The organism is Bacillus sp. EB106-06-01-XG163 (genome assembly GCF_058791615.1).
Genome location: NZ_JBYTDS010000018.1, coordinates 1 through 18931 on the forward strand (window position 1 = coordinate 1; position 18931 = coordinate 18931).

29 protein-coding genes are annotated in these 18931 nt (G+C 44.6%); 3 read left to right on the forward strand and 26 right to left on the reverse strand.

What is annotated here, in order from left to right; genetic code table 11:
* Positions 1–260 precede the first annotated feature (260 nt).
* On the forward strand, positions 261–1025 hold the full coding sequence (gene pdaB, locus AC3WTF_RS17425) for a polysaccharide deacetylase family sporulation protein PdaB (RefSeq protein WP_020955228.1): 765 nt from the start codon (positions 261–263) through the stop codon (positions 1023–1025).
* Here the strand turns inward: pdaB and kbaA are convergent, their stop codons facing one another.
* Positions 1026–1622 (reverse strand): KinB-signaling pathway activation protein, encoded by a 597-nt coding sequence (kbaA, locus tag AC3WTF_RS17430; protein ID WP_007410420.1) that lies wholly within the window; start codon positions 1620–1622, stop codon positions 1026–1028.
* A gap of 107 nt (positions 1623–1729) precedes the next feature.
* Here kbaA and gerD point away from each other — a divergent pair, with 107 nt between their 5' ends.
* Positions 1730–2287 (forward strand): spore germination lipoprotein GerD, encoded by a 558-nt coding sequence (gene gerD, locus AC3WTF_RS17435; protein ID WP_007410419.1) that lies wholly within the window; start codon positions 1730–1732, stop codon positions 2285–2287.
* Positions 2288–2319: 32 nt separating this feature from the next.
* On the opposite strand, the gene AC3WTF_RS17440 is transcribed toward gerD, so the two are convergent.
* The 3 genes from AC3WTF_RS17440 to AC3WTF_RS17450 all read right to left on the reverse strand — a co-directional run bounded on the left by AC3WTF_RS17440 (position 2320) and on the right by AC3WTF_RS17450 (position 4669).
* A complete protein-coding gene (locus AC3WTF_RS17440) occupies positions 2320–3372 on the reverse strand; it encodes an Mrp/NBP35 family ATP-binding protein (protein ID WP_007410418.1) in 1053 nt (350 codons plus the stop codon).
* 79 nt (positions 3373–3451) lie between these two features.
* Complete coding sequence (gene cwlD, locus AC3WTF_RS17445; RefSeq protein WP_007410417.1) at positions 3452–4165, reverse strand: N-acetylmuramoyl-L-alanine amidase CwlD; 714 nt, start codon at positions 4163–4165, stop codon at positions 3452–3454.
* A gap of 60 nt (positions 4166–4225) precedes the next feature.
* Positions 4226–4669 carry a DUF2521 family protein gene (locus tag AC3WTF_RS17450; protein WP_007410416.1) on the reverse strand — a complete coding sequence of 148 codons (444 nt, stop codon included), beginning with the start codon at positions 4667–4669 and terminating at the stop codon, positions 4226–4228.
* 130 nt (positions 4670–4799) lie between these two features.
* On the opposite strand from AC3WTF_RS17450, the gene AC3WTF_RS17455 reads away from it, so the two are divergent.
* Positions 4800–5273 (forward strand): DinB family protein, encoded by a 474-nt coding sequence (locus AC3WTF_RS17455; RefSeq protein ID WP_492314323.1) that lies wholly within the window; start codon positions 4800–4802, stop codon positions 5271–5273.
* A gap of 13 nt (positions 5274–5286) precedes the next feature.
* Here the strand turns inward: AC3WTF_RS17455 and AC3WTF_RS17460 are convergent, their stop codons facing one another.
* From AC3WTF_RS17460 to rpsH, 22 genes are all read right to left on the reverse strand, one after another.
* Positions 5287–6054, reverse strand: a complete 768-nt coding sequence (locus AC3WTF_RS17460) for a class I SAM-dependent methyltransferase (RefSeq protein ID WP_033575232.1) — start codon at positions 6052–6054, stop codon at positions 5287–5289.
* A 137-nt stretch (positions 6055–6191) separates the two neighbouring features.
* Positions 6192–6584: a 30S ribosomal protein S9 gene (gene rpsI, locus AC3WTF_RS17465; RefSeq protein WP_003225846.1), complete on the reverse strand. Its 393-nt coding sequence runs from the start codon at positions 6582–6584 to the stop codon at positions 6192–6194.
* A 20-nt stretch (positions 6585–6604) separates the two neighbouring features.
* Complete coding sequence (gene rplM, locus AC3WTF_RS17470) at positions 6605–7042, reverse strand: 50S ribosomal protein L13 (RefSeq protein ID WP_003225844.1); 438 nt, start codon at positions 7040–7042, stop codon at positions 6605–6607.
* Between the two features lie 159 nt (positions 7043–7201).
* On the reverse strand, positions 7202–7945 hold the full coding sequence (gene truA / locus AC3WTF_RS17475) for a tRNA pseudouridine(38-40) synthase TruA (protein ID WP_033575233.1): 744 nt from the start codon (positions 7943–7945) through the stop codon (positions 7202–7204).
* A gap of 12 nt (positions 7946–7957) precedes the next feature.
* Positions 7958–8755, reverse strand: a complete 798-nt coding sequence (locus tag AC3WTF_RS17480) for an energy-coupling factor transporter transmembrane component T family protein (RefSeq protein WP_042635691.1) — start codon at positions 8753–8755, stop codon at positions 7958–7960.
* Entirely contained in the window at positions 8752–9621 is an 870-nt protein-coding gene (locus AC3WTF_RS17485) for an energy-coupling factor ABC transporter ATP-binding protein (protein WP_042635690.1), read from the reverse strand. Before AC3WTF_RS17485 ends, AC3WTF_RS17480 begins: the two co-directional genes overlap by 4 nt.
* Positions 9597–10442 carry an energy-coupling factor ABC transporter ATP-binding protein gene (locus AC3WTF_RS17490; protein WP_053104720.1) on the reverse strand — a complete coding sequence of 282 codons (846 nt, stop codon included), beginning with the start codon at positions 10440–10442 and terminating at the stop codon, positions 9597–9599. The genes AC3WTF_RS17485 and AC3WTF_RS17490 overlap by 25 nt, the downstream gene beginning before the upstream one ends.
* 131 nt (positions 10443–10573) lie before the next feature.
* Positions 10574–10936, reverse strand: a complete 363-nt coding sequence (gene rplQ / locus AC3WTF_RS17495) for a 50S ribosomal protein L17 (RefSeq protein ID WP_003156550.1) — start codon at positions 10934–10936, stop codon at positions 10574–10576.
* A gap of 77 nt (positions 10937–11013) precedes the next feature.
* Complete coding sequence (locus AC3WTF_RS17500; RefSeq protein WP_003156549.1) at positions 11014–11958, reverse strand: DNA-directed RNA polymerase subunit alpha; 945 nt, start codon at positions 11956–11958, stop codon at positions 11014–11016.
* Between the two features lie 176 nt (positions 11959–12134).
* A complete protein-coding gene (gene rpsK / locus AC3WTF_RS17505) occupies positions 12135–12530 on the reverse strand; it encodes a 30S ribosomal protein S11 (protein WP_007410409.1) in 396 nt (131 codons plus the stop codon).
* A 20-nt stretch (positions 12531–12550) separates the two neighbouring features.
* Positions 12551–12916 carry a 30S ribosomal protein S13 gene (gene rpsM / locus AC3WTF_RS17510; protein WP_003156545.1) on the reverse strand — a complete coding sequence of 122 codons (366 nt, stop codon included), beginning with the start codon at positions 12914–12916 and terminating at the stop codon, positions 12551–12553.
* 22 nt (positions 12917–12938) lie between these two features.
* Positions 12939–13052: a 50S ribosomal protein L36 gene (gene rpmJ, locus AC3WTF_RS17515; RefSeq protein WP_003156543.1), complete on the reverse strand. Its 114-nt coding sequence runs from the start codon at positions 13050–13052 to the stop codon at positions 12939–12941.
* A gap of 33 nt (positions 13053–13085) precedes the next feature.
* The gene (gene infA / locus AC3WTF_RS17520; RefSeq protein WP_003156508.1) at positions 13086–13304 is read right to left on the reverse strand and encodes a translation initiation factor IF-1; all 219 of its coding nucleotides are present in this window, start codon (positions 13302–13304) and stop codon (positions 13086–13088) included.
* A gap of 324 nt (positions 13305–13628) precedes the next feature.
* Positions 13629–14375, reverse strand: coding sequence for a type I methionyl aminopeptidase (map, locus tag AC3WTF_RS17525; protein ID WP_007410408.1), 747 nt, complete (start codon positions 14373–14375; stop codon positions 13629–13631).
* Positions 14372–15025, reverse strand: coding sequence for an adenylate kinase (locus AC3WTF_RS17530; RefSeq protein WP_007410407.1), 654 nt, complete (start codon positions 15023–15025; stop codon positions 14372–14374). The genes map and AC3WTF_RS17530 overlap by 4 nt, the downstream gene beginning before the upstream one ends.
* Before the next feature lie 51 nt (positions 15026–15076).
* A complete protein-coding gene (gene secY / locus AC3WTF_RS17535; protein WP_007410406.1) occupies positions 15077–16372 on the reverse strand; it encodes a preprotein translocase subunit SecY in 1296 nt (431 codons plus the stop codon).
* A 1-nt stretch (position 16373) separates the two neighbouring features.
* On the reverse strand, positions 16374–16814 hold the full coding sequence (gene rplO / locus AC3WTF_RS17540; RefSeq protein ID WP_007410405.1) for a 50S ribosomal protein L15: 441 nt from the start codon (positions 16812–16814) through the stop codon (positions 16374–16376).
* Between the two features lie 30 nt (positions 16815–16844).
* Positions 16845–17024: a 50S ribosomal protein L30 gene (rpmD, locus tag AC3WTF_RS17545; RefSeq protein ID WP_003156497.1), complete on the reverse strand. Its 180-nt coding sequence runs from the start codon at positions 17022–17024 to the stop codon at positions 16845–16847.
* Between the two features lie 13 nt (positions 17025–17037).
* The gene (rpsE, locus tag AC3WTF_RS17550; RefSeq protein WP_003156493.1) at positions 17038–17538 is read right to left on the reverse strand and encodes a 30S ribosomal protein S5; all 501 of its coding nucleotides are present in this window, start codon (positions 17536–17538) and stop codon (positions 17038–17040) included.
* Between the two features lie 24 nt (positions 17539–17562).
* Positions 17563–17925, reverse strand: a complete 363-nt coding sequence (rplR, locus tag AC3WTF_RS17555) for a 50S ribosomal protein L18 (protein WP_003156492.1) — start codon at positions 17923–17925, stop codon at positions 17563–17565.
* A gap of 34 nt (positions 17926–17959) precedes the next feature.
* Entirely contained in the window at positions 17960–18499 is a 540-nt protein-coding gene (gene rplF / locus AC3WTF_RS17560) for a 50S ribosomal protein L6 (RefSeq protein WP_003156490.1), read from the reverse strand.
* Positions 18500–18529: 30 nt separating this feature from the next.
* A complete protein-coding gene (gene rpsH, locus AC3WTF_RS17565; protein WP_003156489.1) occupies positions 18530–18928 on the reverse strand; it encodes a 30S ribosomal protein S8 in 399 nt (132 codons plus the stop codon).
* Between the last annotated feature and the right edge of the window lie 3 nt (positions 18929–18931).

An 18931-nucleotide genomic window follows, 5' to 3' on the forward strand; every position in this document is an offset into this window, starting at 1 on the left:
TTTCAAAGATCATTACCGCTTGTTGAAGCAGCTTTATTATCTTACCACTCAGCTTCTTTTATGTCAACAACTTTTTTTACGTTGTTTCCGAAGCTTTTTGTTGTTGTCTGCTGTTCATCAGCGACGTTTAATAATATACCACGCATTCGTTGAATTTAGCAAGTGTTTTTTTCGTTTTTTTTAAAACGTATTTCGTTATATTCATCTCCGCCGCGGCATACGATGTAATCAAGCATGGACAAGATAAGGAGGCGTCATCAGTGAATCACTTCTACGTGTGGCACATCAGAAGGATAAAACAGCTGCTTATTATTATCATTGCCGCATTTGCAGCAGCCAGCTTTTTTTATATACAGAGAGCCGTCCCCCTTCCTGTATTTTTAACTGATAGCGGCCCAAAGGCTATTTCAAAAGGGGAGACGAGAGCGGGGGAAGTCGCATTAACATTCGATATCAGCTGGGGCGATGAAAAGGCGGTTCCGATTCTGAACGCGCTAAAAGCAAACGGTATTAAAAACGCTACTTTTTTTCTATCAGCTTCTTGGGCGGAACGGCACCCGGACACAGTTGAACGTATGGTAAAAGACGGACATCAAATCGGCAGCATGGGATATGCGTATAAGAATTATACCAACCTAGAGGACAATGAAATAAAAAAAGATATCCTCCGGGCCCAGACCGCATTTAAAAAGCTGGGTGTGAAGAATGTTCATTTACTCCGCCCGCCGACCGGACAATTTAATAAAAAGGTTCTTACCATTGCACAGCAGTACCACTATTCAGTGGTTCATTACAGTGTTAACTCGCAGGATTGGAAAAATCCCGGTCCTGATAAAATCATTGAAAATGTAAACAGTCATATAAAAGGCGGCGACATTGTTCTGCTGCACGCCTCTGATTCAGCAACACAGACTGAAGAAGCGCTCCCCGCCATCATTCACAATTTAAAGCAAAAAGGACTGAAAAACGTGACCGTCGGCGACCTGATCGCAAATACTGACGTCAAGTCATCAGAAGTGAAATAATTACCTCTGGGCAAACTTCGGCAGCATTAGCAGCTGAAACGCATTGCAGCCCATCAGCGGAATCAGCATCAAATAAAGCCAGTCCTCATTATTCACTCGTAGCGCAGGAACCCATTCAAGCGCTGTAATAACAACCATTAAAAATAATGATGAAACGAACGTATTTTTTGAGGACTGCTTTTGTTTTATATACGCCGTCAACAGGCCGACGGCAAGCAGAGCCAGCGGCAGCCAGACAAACCCCGCAATCGAGTCATCCCGCTCTCCGAAAAACAAAAATCTGACGTACATTAAATCAAAAGCGACAAACAAAATGATAAACAGCTGAAGCAGATTCCAAAGCGAGCTTGATCTGAGAATTTCAAGGGCAAACCGGTGCACCGTCAGAAAAACGAAGAATCCCATCTGGCTGATCACACTGAAAATCATGCCCACCCCGATAAACCAGATCAGAACGGAGAAAATCTGACCGGCCTCAAAATTCAGAAAGAACCCCTTGTACTCCCCCCACTTCAGAGCAAATCCCACGACGCTTGTAATAAGAGCGCCCACAGCTAAAATCGAAAAGAAAAATCGAACAAGCCCGCGGCTTTTCATCTCTTATTCATCCCCCTGACAATCGCGTTCAGCGATATTTTGTTATGTATAAATCCATTCCGATGAATCATATTAAAAATAAGTACAAGTAAGGAAGGAGCTTATGCATGTCAAAAGCCAAAACGCTATTGATAAGCTGTTTTGTTTTATTATCTGTAACAGCTTGTGCTCCAAAAGACCAAGCAGCGGATATGGATTATGACCAGACTAAAAAAATGGTTGTTGATATATTAAAGACCGATGATGGAAAAAAGGCAATTAAGGAAATATTAAATGATGATGCGATGAATGAGGCATTGGTGATTGATCAAAATGCCATTAAAGGCACAATAGAGAAAACCCTCACCTCTAAAAAAGGGGCGGAGTTCTGGAAAACCATTTTTGAAGACTCAAAATTCGCCGAGAGCTTTGCAAAAACTCTTCAGCCCGAGCATGAAAAAATCATAAAAAAACTGATGAAAGACCCTGATTATCAGAAAAGTTTTATGCAGATCATGCAGGACCCCGGCATGGATAAAAAATACTATGAGCTGGTGAAAAGCCAAAAGTTCCGCAGTTACTTAGAAGATGTAATTACAGAGACACTTTCCAGCCCGCTTTTCAAAAAGCAATTCGAGGATGAATTGAAAAAAGCAGCTTCAAGCTCTGAAAAAGAAAGCCAATAAAAGGCCGGGCCGTGTTGATCCCGGCCCCTTTTTTATTCAGCTGTTTTTTCAATGACTTTCTGGGCGATCCCCATATAAATTTCCCCGATCGGATGACTTCTGTCATAGACAGAAGGCGCAAACTGATCCTTGTCCCAATCAGGCTGTTTTAAAGGAATTCTGCCAAGCAGCGGCACTTGCAATTCCTCTGCAAGCTTATCTCCCCCGCCTTGACCGAACACATATTCTCTCTCGCCGGTTTTTGCACTTTCATAGTAAGCCATATTTTCAATGACCCCTACAACTTCATGATCGGTCTTAATCGCCATAGAACCCGCTCTCGCCGCTACAAATGCGGCTGTAGGGTGCGGCGTTGATACGATAATCTCTTTGCAGCTCGGAAGCATCGTGTGTACATCGAGCGCCACATCACCAGTGCCGGGCGGCAGATCAAGAACGATATAGTCAACCTCTCCCCAGTCAACTTCATGGAAGAAGTTATTCAGCATCTTGCCCAGCATCGGCCCTCTCCACACAACCGGAGCGTTTTCTTCGACGAAAAAGCCCATCGACATAACCTTTACTCCAAATCTTTCGACAGGAAGCAGTTTTTCTCCTTCTACTGTCGGGCGAACTGTAATACCCATCATGTCCGGCACGCTGAATCCGTATATATCCGCATCGATCAAGCCGACTTTTTTTCCGAGCCGCGCAAGAGAAATGGCCAGGTTGACGGAAACCGTTGATTTGCCGACACCGCCTTTTCCGCTTGCCACCGCAAGAAAGACCGGCGGATGTTTCCTATTCAGCAGGGTTTCGCTTTCAGCAGCCGGCCGGCTGAATTTCGCCAATGTTTCTTCCGGCAGCTCTTCAAACCGCAGTCCCACAGTTTCCGCACCCGCTTCTTTCAGAACGGATACGATTTCCTGCTGAATACCCATCTGTTCAGCCGTCCCCGTTTTTGCCAATGCAATTTTCACACTGACATGCCGTTTTTCCGGCTTGATCTTTACTTCTTTAATGGCATCCAATTCTCCCAGCGGTCTATGAAGAAAAGGTTCGCGCATGTTTCCGACTATATTTCTTACTTCATCTTCTCTTATCATCGAACCCTCACCCTTTGTGTATTCGTTTACAAATGGTATTATACCATATATTAAACATAGAATCGGCGAAAAACCCTCCTTACTCGGGAGGGTCTCCTTTCTCTGTGAAGTATCTCAATACGCCCTTATACACGGAAGAAGCGATTTTGTCCTGATATTTGGGCTGGCCGAGCCTTTTCGCTTCCGCGGGATTGGACAGAAATCCGATCTCCACCAGCGCGCCCGGTTTGGTTACATTCTGCATTAAGTAAATGCCGTGTATCCGTTTCGCCTTTCTCGTTGTATTCTCCAAATTGATTCTCAATTCGTCCTGTATATATTTTGCCACTTTTTCATTTTCTTCGTATTTTCCATAGTAGAAGCTTTGGGCGCCGCTCCATCTCGGTGACGGTATGGCGTTCAGATGAATGCTGATATAAAGCTCCGCCTCTGAACGGTTGATGATTTCCACGCGCTTTCTCAGATCTTCCGCTTTGCGTCTGCTGTAGCCTTTCGTCCCTTCAGGAGCTAAATCAGTATCCGTCTCCCGCGTCATAATGACCAAAGCTCCCTGCTCCTGCAAATAGTCTCTGACCCTGGAGGCCACTTCGAGAGTAATGTCCTTTTCAAGGTGACTGCCTCCCGTGGCGCCTCCGTCCGGCCCGCCGTGTCCCGGATCGAGATAGATGATTTTCCCGCTCAGCGGCAGACTCCACGGCCGCCAGGAATCATCATTATGGAATTGAAACCGGAATAAACACAATAATATGATAAAGCCAAGTAAAAAACCGAGCCATTTCAGCTTTTTTGTCATACCTTTCCCTCCCGCTTGTCCCCGTTATTAATAAGTATGGGACAAGGGAAGAAATTATGATTACCTCATGCGGAGCTTACATTGTTTTTCTCTTTGCAGAAATCCTTCCGTCCACCAGCTGTTGATAAACCGGCAGGACGCTTCATAGATTTCTTTTTGTTCAACGGAAGAATATTGCTCATGCGTCCAATTGCAAAGATATTCAAAAAAATCGACCGTCAGTTCTTCCTCTTCTTCAGCCGAACGGGCGTTTGCCCTCTGCAAAGACTCACCATAATAGCCAAAGACGCCGAACCGGCCGCCTAATAAATACGCTTCAATTGCAAAATCTATGCATCCTTCACTCAGAATGCCGTTTTCGTCTTGAAGAAAGGGAAACAAAGGGGTAAGACATGCTTTTACGGACTGAATGATCTGCGTCAGTGACAGCTCCTTTAGTAAACTCTTCTCAAGCTCAAAATCCTTCTGCCGTTTCACGTCTGAAAAAGATAATACTTCTGCCATTGCCAGCCACGCTCCTTTTTACTGTTATTTTGAAAGGAAAAGGGAAAAAGCATGCTTTGTTGATAGTGGAAATCCTCCCAAATGAAGGAGTTTTATGTTAACTGGAAGAAGAAAGAGCTGAGGTGACGTGATGAAAAAGCTGTTTCAATACAATTGGACGGTGCGTGACGAGTGGTTTATGATATGTGAAAAGCTGAGCCGGGAGGAACTGACGAAAACCCGGACGGGCGGAATGGAGAGCATCTTGCGGACTTTATTTCATATCATTGATGTCGAGATCAGCTGGGCTCGTGCCATTTTAGGTAAAGATGATGTTTTACCTGCTGAGTCTGACTATACAAGCATTCAGGATCTCAGAAAGCTGTCTGAACAGTATCGGGAGGATGTCATTCATGCGGTCTCCCTCAAAGGACCGGATCTTGTTAAGCCGGAATGGATGGACCAAACCTTTCCTAAAGAAGATATTCTCCGCCACATCCTTGCGCATGAGATTCACCATATGGGACAACTGTCGGTTTGGGCCAGAGACATTGGAATAGAACCGGTTTCGGCTAATGTGATCAGCCGTCCGCAGGAAAAAGCCGCAAAAAAACAGCACCTCTGACGGGATGCCGTTTTTATATTTTAATGCTTCTTGTTACGGAGTATGTATTAATGTATTCATCCAGCACGAGGCCGCCTTTGTCCTCGTAAAAACCGGCAACCATGAAGCCTGCGTCAATCTGACCTTTAATTTGATCCTCCAGCGTATGGCCGAATTCAAGCGCTTCATGATTATCAATAAGTTCCTTTACCTTTTTCTTACTCAGATCTTTTTCATCCGAAAACGGAATGGAATACTTTACTTTTAGTACGCCTTCCTGCTCTAAATCCATATCAAATAAGAACACGACGGGATTTACAAAACCGGAGACTAAAGACCCGCCTTTTTTCAATACGCGATGAGCTTCTTTCCATACCGGAAGAACCGTATCAACAAAGCAATTCGATACCGGGTGCACGATAAAATCAAATGACTCATCATCAAAACAGCTCAGATCATTCATGCTGCCTTTGACAGTCCGAAGCGTAAGATCGTCCCGCCCGGCAACCATTCTGTCTTGCGCAAGCTGTTTTTCCGAATTGTCAAAGATGGTCACATCCGCTCCTGCAGCAGCAAGGACCGGCCCTTGCTGTCCTCCTCCTGAAGCGAGACAAAGAACCTTCAGACCGTCTATGGGCGGAAACCAATCAGCCGGCACATCTTTTCCGGGGGTCATTCTGATGCTCCAATTGCCTTTTTTCGCTTCACCAATCGTATGAGAATCAACCGCAACCGTCCATTCATTGCCTGTTTCGACTTTTTTATCCCATGCCTTGCTGTTATGTATGACTAACTTATTCATTATAACTGCGCTCCTTATTGGTAATGAATAGAGTATAACAAACAATTCTAGAAAAACATCGGATAACCTCTTGAATATGAGAAAAAAATACAAAAAAACCACAACCAAGAAGTTGTGGTTTTTGCCATCCAAAACGATTAACGTTTTGAGAACTGAGGTGCACGACGAGCGCCTTTAAGACCGTATTTTTTACGTTCTTTCATACGAGCGTCACGAGTCAGAAGACCAGCACGTTTAAGTGTTGCACGGTATTCTGGATCTGCTTCAAGCAAAGCACGAGCGATACCATGACGGATTGCTCCAGCTTGACCAGATAAGCCGCCTCCATGTACGTTTACTAAAACATCATAAGTACCAGCTGTTTCAGTTAAAGTTAATGGTTGTTTGATATCTTCGATTAGAGCTGGAGATGGAATGTGCTCGCTGATTTCACGATTATTAACGACGATACGACCTTCACCTGGAACTAAGCGCACACGCGCTACAGAACTTTTACGACGGCCAGTACCGTAATATTGAACCTGTGCCAAATTGGTAACCTCCTTTTTAATTAACCGCGAAGTTCGTAAACTTCAGGTTTTTGTGCTTCATGTGGATGCTCAGAACCACGGTATACGTTCAATTTCTTGAACATTTGACGACCTAGAGAACCTTTTGGAAGCATGCCTTTGATAGCAAGCTCAAGCATTTTCTCAGGGTAGTTTGTACGCATTTCAAGAGCAGTTCTTGATTTTAATCCGCCTGGATGTTGAGTGTGACGGTAGTAGATTTTGTCAGTTAACTTTTTACCAGTTAACTCGATTTTTTCAGCGTTGATGATGATCACATGATCTCCAGTATCAACGTGCGGTGTGTAAGTCGGTTTGTGTTTCCCGCGAAGGATAGATGCAACTTCTGTAGAAAGACGTCCTAAAGTCTTGCCAGCAGCATCAACAACTAACCACTTGCGTTCAATAGTACTTGCGTTAGCCATAGGTGTTGTACGCATTGAATTTCCCTCCTAAATGATCTGTCATTTTCAATAATCTTCGATTACGTTCTATTTCACAACACAATAAGTTCCGGGGCTTATCGTGGGGTTGAAATACATACCATATGATATCTTATAACTTTATGCAGACTCTGTCAAGAAAATGTTACACCTGGTTTAGTTGTCATAGCAAACGCTCCATAAATACAGCCCGTGCCCCGGTGCGGTGCGCCCCGCGGCTTCACGATCCTTCGCTTCGAGCATTGCTTTTACATCATCGGGAGAAAATTTTCCAGCTCCTGTATCCAATAACGTTCCGGCAATGATTCTGACCATATTATAGAGAAAACCGTTTCCGGTGATCCGCATCTGCAGGCCGTCTCCGGTCTCAGTCCAATCCAGCTCGTAAATTGTTCTGACTTTATCCTGAACCGCGGTATCAGCCGCGCAAAAGCTTGTGAAATCATGTGTCCCGACGAGGTGCCTTGAAGCTTCCCTCATTTTCTGCACATTAAGCGGATATGCAAAATGGTAAGCGTAATGTCGTTTAAATACGTCCGGGTGTTTCTCCGTATATACAAAGTAGCGATATTCCTTTTGGACCGCGCTAAATCGTGCATGGAACCCATCATCCGCAATCTCTGCTGTTTTGACGGCAATATCATCAGGCAGCAGGGCATTGAGCGCAAACGGCCATTTCTCAGCCGGGATGGACAGCGGCGTATCAAAATGAATGACCTGCCCGGCAGCATGAACATCGCTGTCCGTGCGGCCGGATGAGATGACAGGCACTCTGCCGTCCGTTTTATGGATGACGGCCAGCGCTTTTTCCAATTCACTTTGAACGGTCCGCTTTCCAGGCTGAACCTGATATCCGTTAAATAAATGCCCGTCATAAGCAATGGTACATTTCACTCTCATTCAGCAGCACCTCTAACTTCTTAAGAAAAACAATAACACGGCTAATACCATGATGAGCAGAATAGCTCCGGTATCCTTTCCGGTCCAGACGAGCTTTCTGTATTTCGTTCTCCCCTCACCGCCCTGGTAGCCTCTCGCCTCCATGGCGACCGCGAGCTCTTCCGCGCGTTTAAAGGCGCTGACAAACAGCGGGACAAGCAGCGGAACAACCGCTTTGATTCTGTCTTTCACCGGGCCGCTTGTAAAGTCCGCACCCCTCGCCATTTGCGCCTTCATGATTTTATCTGTCTCTTCCATCAATGTCGGGATAAATCGCAATGATATCGACATCATCAATGCGAGTTCGTGTACGGGCAGCTTCACCTTTTTAAAAGGATTCAGGAGCTGCTCCATTCCATCCGTTATTTCAATCGGCGTTGTTGTCAGCGTCAGCAGCGTCGTCATAAAGATAAGGTAAACGAAACGGAGGGAGATAAAAATACCCTGTATAAGTCCGCCCTCATACACTTTAAACCAGCCAAGCTGAAAAATGACAGATCCTTCATGCGTCATGAAAATGTGTAATAAAAAGGTAAACGCCACAATCCAAATAATCGGCTTAAGCCCCTTCAGCAAAAAGCTGAACGGCACGCGAGTCAAGGCGATCACTCCGAATGTAAACAAACCGAGCACAGCGTACGTCTGTACGTTGTTTGCCAAAAAGACGATACATACAAAAAGAAAAATGCTGACAAGTTTTGTTCGCGGGTCCAATCGGTGAATAAGCGATGATCCGGGAACATACTTTCCGATAATCATGCTGTCCATCATTGGTCCTTCTCCTCCTGAAAGAAAGCCTTAATTTCACTGGCGGCATCCTGCAGGGTCAGCATGGGTTTTTCATACTTGACTCCGAGAGCCTTCTCAAGCCGTCTCTGAAACTTCACCGATTCAGGAAGATCCAGTCCCATTTCGGCCATCTCTTCACCTTTTACAAACAAGTCACGCGGACTCCCCGTCGCTTTAATGGTTCCTTTGTGCATGACGATCATTTCGTCAGCATAACGGGCGGCGTCCTCCATGCTGTGGGTGACGAGAACGGTAGTCAGGTTTCCCCGCTGATGAAGCGCATAGAACATGTCCATAATGTCCTGGCGCCCTCTCGGATCAAGACCGGCCGTCGGTTCATCCAAAACCAGCACTTCCGGCTCCATCGCGAGAACGCCGGCAATCGCCACTCTGCGCATCTGGCCGCCGCTGAGCTCAAATGGTGAATGATCCAAAATGTCTTCCGGAAGGCCCACAAGCCCCAGCATTTCTTTTGCTTTCCGTTCAGCGTCTTCTTTTTTCACACCAAAATTCATCGGTCCGAATGCGATGTCCTTCAGCACAGTCTCTTCAAACAGCTGATGTTCGGGAAATTGGAAAACGATTCCGACTTTTTTTCGCAAAGTCTTAAGGTCTTTATTCTTTTTACCGGCTGCCAGAATCGTGCTCCCGAGTTCAAGCTGTCCTTTAGTCGGTTTCAGCAAACCGTTTAAATGCTGCAGGAGCGTCGATTTGCCCGACCCTGTATGCCCGATGACGGCAACGTAGCTGCCCTCTTTTATCACGGCATTGATATCATACAGAGCCAACCGTTCAAACGGTGTCTTCATTTGATAGCGGTGTTCTACATCTTTGATTTTAATGTCCACAGCTCATTCACCAGCCCTTCCTGAGTCAGATGGTTTTTCGTTAACGCCAGTCCGCTTTCTTTCAAAAGCAGGCTGAGCTGGAATGAGAAAGGCAAATCAAGACCGATGCGAACCAAGTCTTCGTTTAATTTAAAAATCTCTTCAGGCGTGCCCTCTGCATATTTCCTGCCGCCGTTCATCACAATGATCCTGTCCGCCCTTGCGGCTTCTTCCAGGTCATGTGTTATCGAAATGACGGTGGCCATGCCCTGATCTTTTAAGCGCCTGACAGTATCAAGGACTTCTTCTCTCCCAATCGGGTCAAGCATGGATGTCGCTTCATCCAAAATCATAATATCAGGACGCGCGGCAATAATTCCCGCGATCGCCACTCTTTGTTTTTGACCTCCGGAGAGATGGTGCGGCTCTTGATTAAGAAAATCCTGCATATTGACTTGTGTGACAGCCCAATCTACTCTCTCAATCATTTCTTCGCGCGGAACACCATTGTTTTCTAAACCAAAAGCCACATCATCGCGAACAGTCGTTCCGACAAATTGGTTATCGGGATTCTGAAAGACCATCCCTATTTTTTTTCGCACATCCCACACGGTATCCTCAGTCAGTTTGATGCCGCCGACTTCAATTTCTCCGGCCTCGGGCAAAATCAGCCCGTTCAGCGCTCTGGCCAAAGTCGACTTCCCTGAACCGTTGTGGCCTACGATAGCAAGCCATTCTCCTTCGTATACCTCCAGACTCACACCGTCCAGCGCCGGTCTTTCTGCATCTTTGCGGTAACGGAATAGAGTGTCTTTTACGGATATAAGCTGTTTTTGATCCACGGGCGCCTGACCTCCTCTCAGCTATAGCTCTGCTTTTCTGTCTCATGATAAAAAGTTCTGATATCTAAAAAAAGGGCATAGATCCAGTTAGAAACTGTCCCGCCCTTCTTTAGATACACAAAAATATGTGATTAAACCAATTCGATGATTGCCATTGGTGCACCGTCACCACGGCGAGGACCAAGCTTCATAATACGTGTGTATCCGCCTTGGCGCTCCTCGTAACGAGTTGCAATGTCAGAGAATAATTTTTGAAGTGCATCTTGGTTATTTTCTTCATTAGCAACCTCGTTGCGAATGTATGCAGCTGCTTGACGACGAGCATGCAAGTCACCGCGCTTACCAAGAGTGATCATCTTTTCAACAACAGAGCGAAGTTCTTTCGCACGTGTTTCAGTTGTTTCAATTCTTTCGTTGATGATCAAATCTGTTGTAAGATCACGAAGCATAGCTTTACGCTGTGAACTCGTACGTCCTAGTTTTCTGTATGACATGTGATGTCCCCTCCTTTAATGGAATGCTGTTTCTAAATAAAAAACACACGAAAATCCTAGTTCACATGGAAACTAGATCAATCGTCTTTGCGAAGGCCGAGTCCAAGTTCTTCTAGTTTCGCTTTCACTTCTTCAAGTGATTTGCGTCCCAGGTTGCGAACTTTCATCATATCTTCTTCCGTCTTGTTCGCAAGTTCTTGAACCGTGTTAATGCCCGCACGCTTCAAGCAGTTGTAAGAACGGACAGAAAGGTCAAGTTCCTCAATCGTCATTTCAAGAACTTTTTCTTTTTGATCCTCTTCTTTTTCAACCATGATTTCAGCATGCTGAGCTTCGTCAGTTAAACCGACGAATATATTAAGGTGTTCAGTTAAAATCTTTGAACCGAGAGCAATTGCTTCCTTCGGTCCAGTGCTTCCGTCAGTCCAAACATCAAGTGTAAGTTTGTCATAGTTTGCAACCTGGCCTACACGAGTGTTTTCTACCTGATAAGATAAACGAGAAACTGGCGTAAAGATTGAATCGATCGGAATCACGCCGATTGGCTGATCGTCTCTTTTGTTCGAATCAGCAGGTGTATACCCACGTCCTCTTTGTGCAGTAAGGCGAACTCGGAAACTCGCATTCTCACCAAGAGTCGCAATATGAAGATCCGGATTAAGGATTTCAACATCGCTGTCGTGTGTAATATCAGCTGCTGTGACAGTTCCTTCGCCCTGTACATCAATTTCAAGCGTCTTCTCTTCATCAGAGTAGATTTTCAATGCAAGCTTTTTAATGTGCAAGATTATCGTTGTAACATCTTCCACAACGCCTTCGATTGTCGAGAATTCGTGCAGTACACCATCTATCTGGATCGATGTTACAGCGGCACCAGGGAGTGAGGATAAGAGGATACGACGTAAGGAGTTACCCAGAGTTGTACCATATCCACGCTCAAGCGGCTCTACGACAAACTTACCAAATTTGGCATCGTCGCTGATTTCAACCGTTTCGATTTTTGGTTTTTCAATCTCGATCATTACTTAAAACCCTCCTTCAAAACGTCGAAACCTCGAATAGAATCATATGAGATTCCATCCGAAATTCCCCATTGTTTAGTCCCGTATGTGCTCAGGCAACGAGTCGGTGCATTCGTTTCATAAATAACTGTATCATAACCCATTATTGACAGGGACACAAAATCTATACAAACAAATTACACGCGGCGACGTTTTGGTGGACGGCATCCATTATGAGGAACAGGAGTTACGTCTCTGATAGCTGTAACTTCAAGTCCGGCAGCTTGTAAAGCACGGATTGCAGCTTCACGGCCAGAACCTGGTCCTTTAACAGTTACTTCAAGAGTTTTAAGTCCGTGTTCGATTGAACCTTTAGCAGCTGTTTCAGCAGCCATTTGCGCAGCAAAAGGAGTAGATTTACGAGAACCTCTGAATCCTAGAGCTCCGGCACTTGACCAAGAAAGAGCATTACCATGAGTATCAGTGATCGTAACGATCGTGTTGTTGAAAGTTGAACGAATATGAGCGATTCCTGACTCAATATTCTTTTTCACGCGACGTTTACGCGTGTTTTGTTTACGAGCAGCAGCCATTGTTTAGGTACCTCCCTTACTTATTTTTTCTTGTTAGCTACAGTACGACGCGGACCTTTACGAGTACGCGCATTGTTTTTAGAGTTTTGTCCGCGAACAGGCAAACCTCTGCGATGGCGGATTCCGCGGTAGCTTCCGATTTCGATCAGACGCTTGATGTTAAGAGAAACTTCACGGCGAAGGTCACCTTCTACTTTCAGTTTGTCAATAACATCACGGATTTTACCAAGTTCTTCTTCAGTAAGATCACGCACACGAGTATCTTCAGAAACACCAGCCTCTTTCAAGACTTGCTGAGCCGTTGTGCGGCCAATTCCGAAGACATATGTTAAAGAAATAACAACACGTTTGTCACGTGGGATATCTACACCAGCAATACGAGCCATTCTCTGGGCACCTCCTTATTAATTATCCTTGTTTTTGTTTATGCTTTGGATTTTCACAGATCACCATTACTTTTCCTTTTCTGCGAATAACTTTACATTTCTCGCAGATTGGTTTAACTGATGGTCTCACTTTCATGTGTTTCCAACCTCCTTCAGTTTCCGGAGTGCTTTATTTGTAACGGTACGTAATCCTGCCACGAGTTAAGTCATATGGAGATAATTCTACCGTAACTTTGTCTCCAGGTAAAATGCGAATGAAGTGCATGCGGATTTTACCAGATACGTGAGCCAAAACCGTATGGCCATTTTCGAGTTCAACTTTGAACATCGCGTTTGGCAGTGTTTCGACAATCGTACCTTCCACTTCAATTACATCGTCTTTCGCCATTCAAGTGTTCTCCCTTCTTCAAATCAGTAACTTGCTCTCTGACAAATTTCAAAAGAGAAAATCTCAGTTATCCGTTTGTCACACGCCCTGTTTCGTTTATACTGTTCTGAACTTCCGGAGATACGCAATCATAAAGGGTGAATGATTGATATTCTATTTCTAAGGAGAATGAAATGTACGCTTTTCTCCGTCTGCTTTAGTACACGATGATGAATCTTCATTCCGGTGACAGCAGCTAGCCGGTTTTTCTTCCGACCAATTGTAAACCTACAATCTGCCCAGGTGCGGAATGAAAAACATGTGTCATGGAATTCATTTCATCATCTAGACTTTTGTCAGTATATCAAAACCCGTTTCCGTAATCGCAATCGTATGTTCAAAATGAGCACACTTTTTCCCATCTACCGTTACAACCGTCCAGTTATCAGCCAATGTTTTCACATATCGGCTGCCAGCGTTAACCATCGGTTCTATAGCGAGAACCATACCAGGCTTCAGCCTAGGTCCTTTGTTTGGCGGACCGTAATGAGGAATTTGCGGATCCTCATGCAAGTCTTGACCAACACCATGTCCGACATACTCCCTAACAACTGAAAACTGCTCATTTTCGACATACGTTTGTATTGCGTGGGAAATATTCGACAAACGTTCACCTGGTTTTGCTTCCTTCAAGCCTTTATATAAAGACTCCTCTGTCACTTCCAGCAGTCGTTTATCATCATCACTGATGTTTCCTACCGGATATGTCCAAGCAGAGTCACCATGATAACCATTTAATTTAGCACCGATATCAATGCTGATAATGTCACCGTCACGCAAAACCCTTTTACCGGGAATTCCGTGAACGAGTTCTTCATTAACTGATACACAGATGCTCCCGCGAAACCCATTATACCCCTTAAAAGATGGGATTGCACCCTGCTTCTCAATAAAACGTTCGGCAATTTGATCCAATTCTTTTGTCGAGATTCCTGGTTTAATGTGCTTTTTCATCTCTTCATGAGTCAAAGCCACGATTCGCCCTGCTTCCCGCATGATGCCAAGCTCACGAGGGGTCTTACAGATAATCATTTGCTCAATCCTCCAAGAAGCTCTTTCACATCTTTGTACACGTCGTTAATGTCCTGCTGGCCATTGACGTTGACAAGATACCCTTTCTCAGAATAAAAATCGAGTAAAGGCTGAGTCTGCTTCATGTTGACCTCAAGCCGTTTTGAGACGGTTTCCTCATTATCATCTGCCCGTTGATAAAGGTCTCCTCCGTCTTTATCACAAACACCCGGCGTTTTCGGCGGATTGAAAACCAAATGATAGGTTGTGCCGCAAACACTGCAAATTCTGCGTCCAGTCAAACGTTCCATTAAAGAGTCTTTGTCTACTTTAATGTTAATGACATAATCAATCGGCTTGCCGTATTCCTCAAGAATGTTTTCAAGAGCTTCAGCCTGAGCGACTGTTCGCGGAAATCCGTCCAGAAGAAAACCTCTTTCACAATCATCTTTGCCGAGTCTTTCTTTGACAATGCCGATTGTGACTTCGTCCGGTACGAGCTCGCCTTTATCAATATAAGACTTTGCTTCGAGTCCGAGTGGTGTTTCTTCTTTCATAGCAGCACGGAACATATCTCCCGTTGAGATATGAGGTATCCCATAATCCTCAACAATTCGTTCTCCCTGTGTGCCTTTACCGGCTCCAGGAAGTCCCATTAAGACTAAGTTCATTCGGATTTCCCCCGTCCTCTCTTATTTAGAGGAATGGTTAAAACCAGTCCTCTAATTTTTCATAAATCCTCGGTAATTACGTTTCACTAACTGGCTCTCCAGCTGCTTCATTGTCTCCAAGGCTACCCCGACGACAATTAACAATGATGTTCCGCCAATCTGTGCACTTTGAGGCAATCCAGCGAATTGAATGAAAAAGATAGGAAGAATGGAAATCACGGCTAAGAATATAGAACCCACAAACGTAAGTCGATACAAAATGCTCGTAATTCTATCTTGAGTCATTTTCCCTGGACGAACCCCCGGGATATAGCCACCCTGTTTTTTTAGGTTATCAGCCATTTGTTCAGGGTTTACCTGCACAAAAGCATAGAAGTACGTAAAGGCGATAATTAATGCGACATAAACCGCCATGCCCACCGGATGTGTATTGTCAAAGTTGGCTTGAATCCACTTTGTCACATCGTTCTCTCCGAAAAATGACGCGATAGTACGCGGCGTAATAAGAAACGCAACCGCAAAGATTACCGGAATAACCCCTGCCGGATTCACTTTAAGCGGAAGGTGAGTTGACTGGCCTCCGCCAACAGGTGAACGACCTTGCCCTTTTGCATATTGAATCGCGATTTTGCGTACGGCCTGCTGAATGAAAATAACACCAACAATAACGGCCAAAATCGCAATCACCAGTAAAGCGATTTTCACAATATGAATAAACAGCTGATCGCTGCTGCCGACAAATTGAGTCTCATAAATCTGCCCAACAGTTTTCGGAATACTAGCCACAATCCCCGCGAAGATGATGATCGAAATTCCGTTACCTACTCCATTGGAAGTAATTTGTTCTCCCAGCCACATTAAAAAAGCAGTTCCTCCAGTGAGTACTAAAGCAATAATCAGATATGTCGATATGCCGGATTTTTCAATCAGCATACCGTTTGCCAGGTTGTTAAACCCGTAAGACATACCTAATGCCTGGATAAAACCAAGCACAATCGTAAAATATCTCGTGAACTGAGCTAATTTACGGCGGCCGACTTCACCTTGCTTAGACCACTCGGTAAACTTCGGCACAACATCCATCTGAAGCAGCTGAATGATGATCGAAGCAGTGATGTAAGGTGTAATTCCCATCGCAAAAATGGAGAACTGATAAAGCGCACCGCCGCCAAATGTGTTAAGGAGATCAAAAACCCCCATCGAACTTTGTGTCTGCAACGCCTGAGCATTTACATATGGCACAGGGATAAACGCACCTATGCGAAAGACGATAAGCATGAGTAATGTAAAAATGATTTTATTCCGAATATCACTCACACGCATAAAGTTGGAGATTGTCTTAAACAAGTTAGATCACCTCAGCTGTACCGCCAGCAGCTTCAACAGCTTCTTTCGCAGAAGCAGAGAATTTATTGGCTTTTACAGTTAATTTTTTCTCTAATTTACCGTTGCCAAGAATCTTTACTCCTGCATTAAGTTTGCTAATAACACCAGTCTCAAGAAGAAGTTCAGGAGTGACTTCCGTTCCTTCCGCAAAACCGTTCAATTTGTCTACGTTCACAATAGCGTAATCCTTACGGTTGATGTTTGTAAAACCGCGCTTCGGAAGACGTTGGAATAAAGGCATTTGTCCCCCCTCGAATCCAGGGCGTACACCGCCGCCAGAACGAGCGTTTTGACCTTTGTGACCTTTACCAGCTGTTTTACCGTTACCAGAACCAATACCACGACCTACGCGATTGCGTACTTTACGTGAACCTTCTGAAGGCTTTAATTCATGAAGTTTCATTAGGACACCTCCTTAGCCTATAATTTATTTTTATTGTTCTTTAACAGAAACTAGATGAGATACTTTATTAATCATACCGCGGATCGCAGCGTTATCTTCATGAACGACAGTTTGGTTTGTTTTCTTTAAACCAAGTGTTCTTACAGTAACGCGCTGATCTTCCGGGCGACCGATTACACTGCGTTTGAGGGTAATTTCTAATTTAGCCATTAATGTTCCCTCCTTATCCTAACAGTTCTTCTACAGATTTTCCACGAAGCTTCGCAACCTCTTCGGCACGTTTAAGCTCACTTAAACCTTGAAGTGTTGCACGGATCATGTTGATCGGTGTGTTAGAACCTAAAGACTTAGAAAGGATATCAGCAACGCCAGCAAGCTCAAGTACCGCACGTACAGGGCCTCCAGCGATAACTCCAGTACCTTCAGAAGCAGGTTTCAACAAGATATTGCCTGCACCGAAACGTCCGATGATTTCGTGTGGAATCGTAGTTCCAACCATTGGTACTTCAATCAAATTCTTTTTCGCATCTTCAACAGCTTTGCGGATTGCTTCAGGTACTTCTTGTGCTTTACCAGTACCGAAACCTACGTGACCGTTTTTGTCACCGACAACGACTAGAGCTGCGAAACGGAAACGACGACCACCTTTAACAACTTTCGCTACGCGGTTAACCGTAACTAAGCGTTCTTCTAACTCTAATTTGCTTGGGTCAATACGACGCATAATCATGTGTCCCTCCTTTTTTTATTAAAATTTCAGTCCGGCTTCACGAGCTGCATCGGCCAGAGCTTTTACACGTCCATGGTATAAGTATCCGCCGCGGTCAAATACTACGTCAGAAACACCTTTCTCAGAAGCGCGTTTCGCAACGAGTTCACCGACTTTAGCAGCAGCAGCGCTGTCACCAGTGCTTTCCACGTTCAAATCTTTATCGAGAGTAGAGGCACTAGCAAGTGTAACGCCATTTACATCATCGATGATTTGAGCATAAATGTGTTTGTTTGAACGGAACACATTCAGACGAGGTCTTTCAGCTGTGCCTGAAAGTTTAGCACGAACACGGGCATGTCTTTTTTGACGAGCAGCATTTTTGCTAGTTTTCGTAATCATCCTTAGGTCACTCCTTTCTTCACTTTAAGCGGTCTTACTTAGCAGATTTACCTTCTTTACGGCGAACAACTTCACCTTCGTAGCGGATTCCTTTACCTTTGTAAGGCTCTGGAGAACGTACAGCGCGGATGTTAGCAGCGATAGCTCCTACACGCTCTTTGTCTGTACCTTTTACAACTACTTTAGTTTGAGAAGGAACTTCGATTTCGATGCCCTCTTCAGGAACGATCTCAACAGGGTGAGAGTATCCAACGTTTAAAACAAGTTTGTTTCCGGATTTAGCCGCACGATAACCGACACCGACTAATTCCAAACCTCTTTCAAATCCTTTAGATACGCCTTCAACCATGTTTCCAAGCAGACTGCGAGTCGTACCATGCAGCGCACGGTGCTCTTTGTGATCAGAAGGACGAGTAACTGTAAGCACGTTGTCCTCAATTTTGATTTCCATATCAGGATGGAAAGTACGAGTTAATTCTCCTTTTGGTCCTTTTACAGCTACAGTGTTGCCTTCGTTCAGCGTTACTGTAACTCCAGAAGGGATCTCAAGCAGTTTTTTACCTACACGAGACATACTAAAACACCTCCATTCTTGTTAAACTTCTTACCAAACGTATGCTAGAACTTCTCCACCAGCTTGTTTTGCACGGGCTTCTTTGTCCGTTAAAACACCTTGTGATGTAGAAATAATCGCGATTCCAAGACCGTTAAGTACGCGAGGTACTTCATTTGATTTAGCGTATACACGCAAACCTGGTTTGCTGATTCTTTTAAGACCAGTGATAACGCGCTCGTTGTTTTGTCCGTATTTCAAGAAAACGCGGATGATACCTTGTTTGCTGTCTTCTACGAACTCAACGTCACGAATGAAACCTTCACGCTTTAAAATGTCAGCAATTTCTCTTTTCAATTTAGAAGCAGGAATTTCAAGCTTCTCATGACGTACCATGTTTGCATTGCGAATACGAGTCAGCATATCTGCAATTGGATCTGTCATAACCATTAT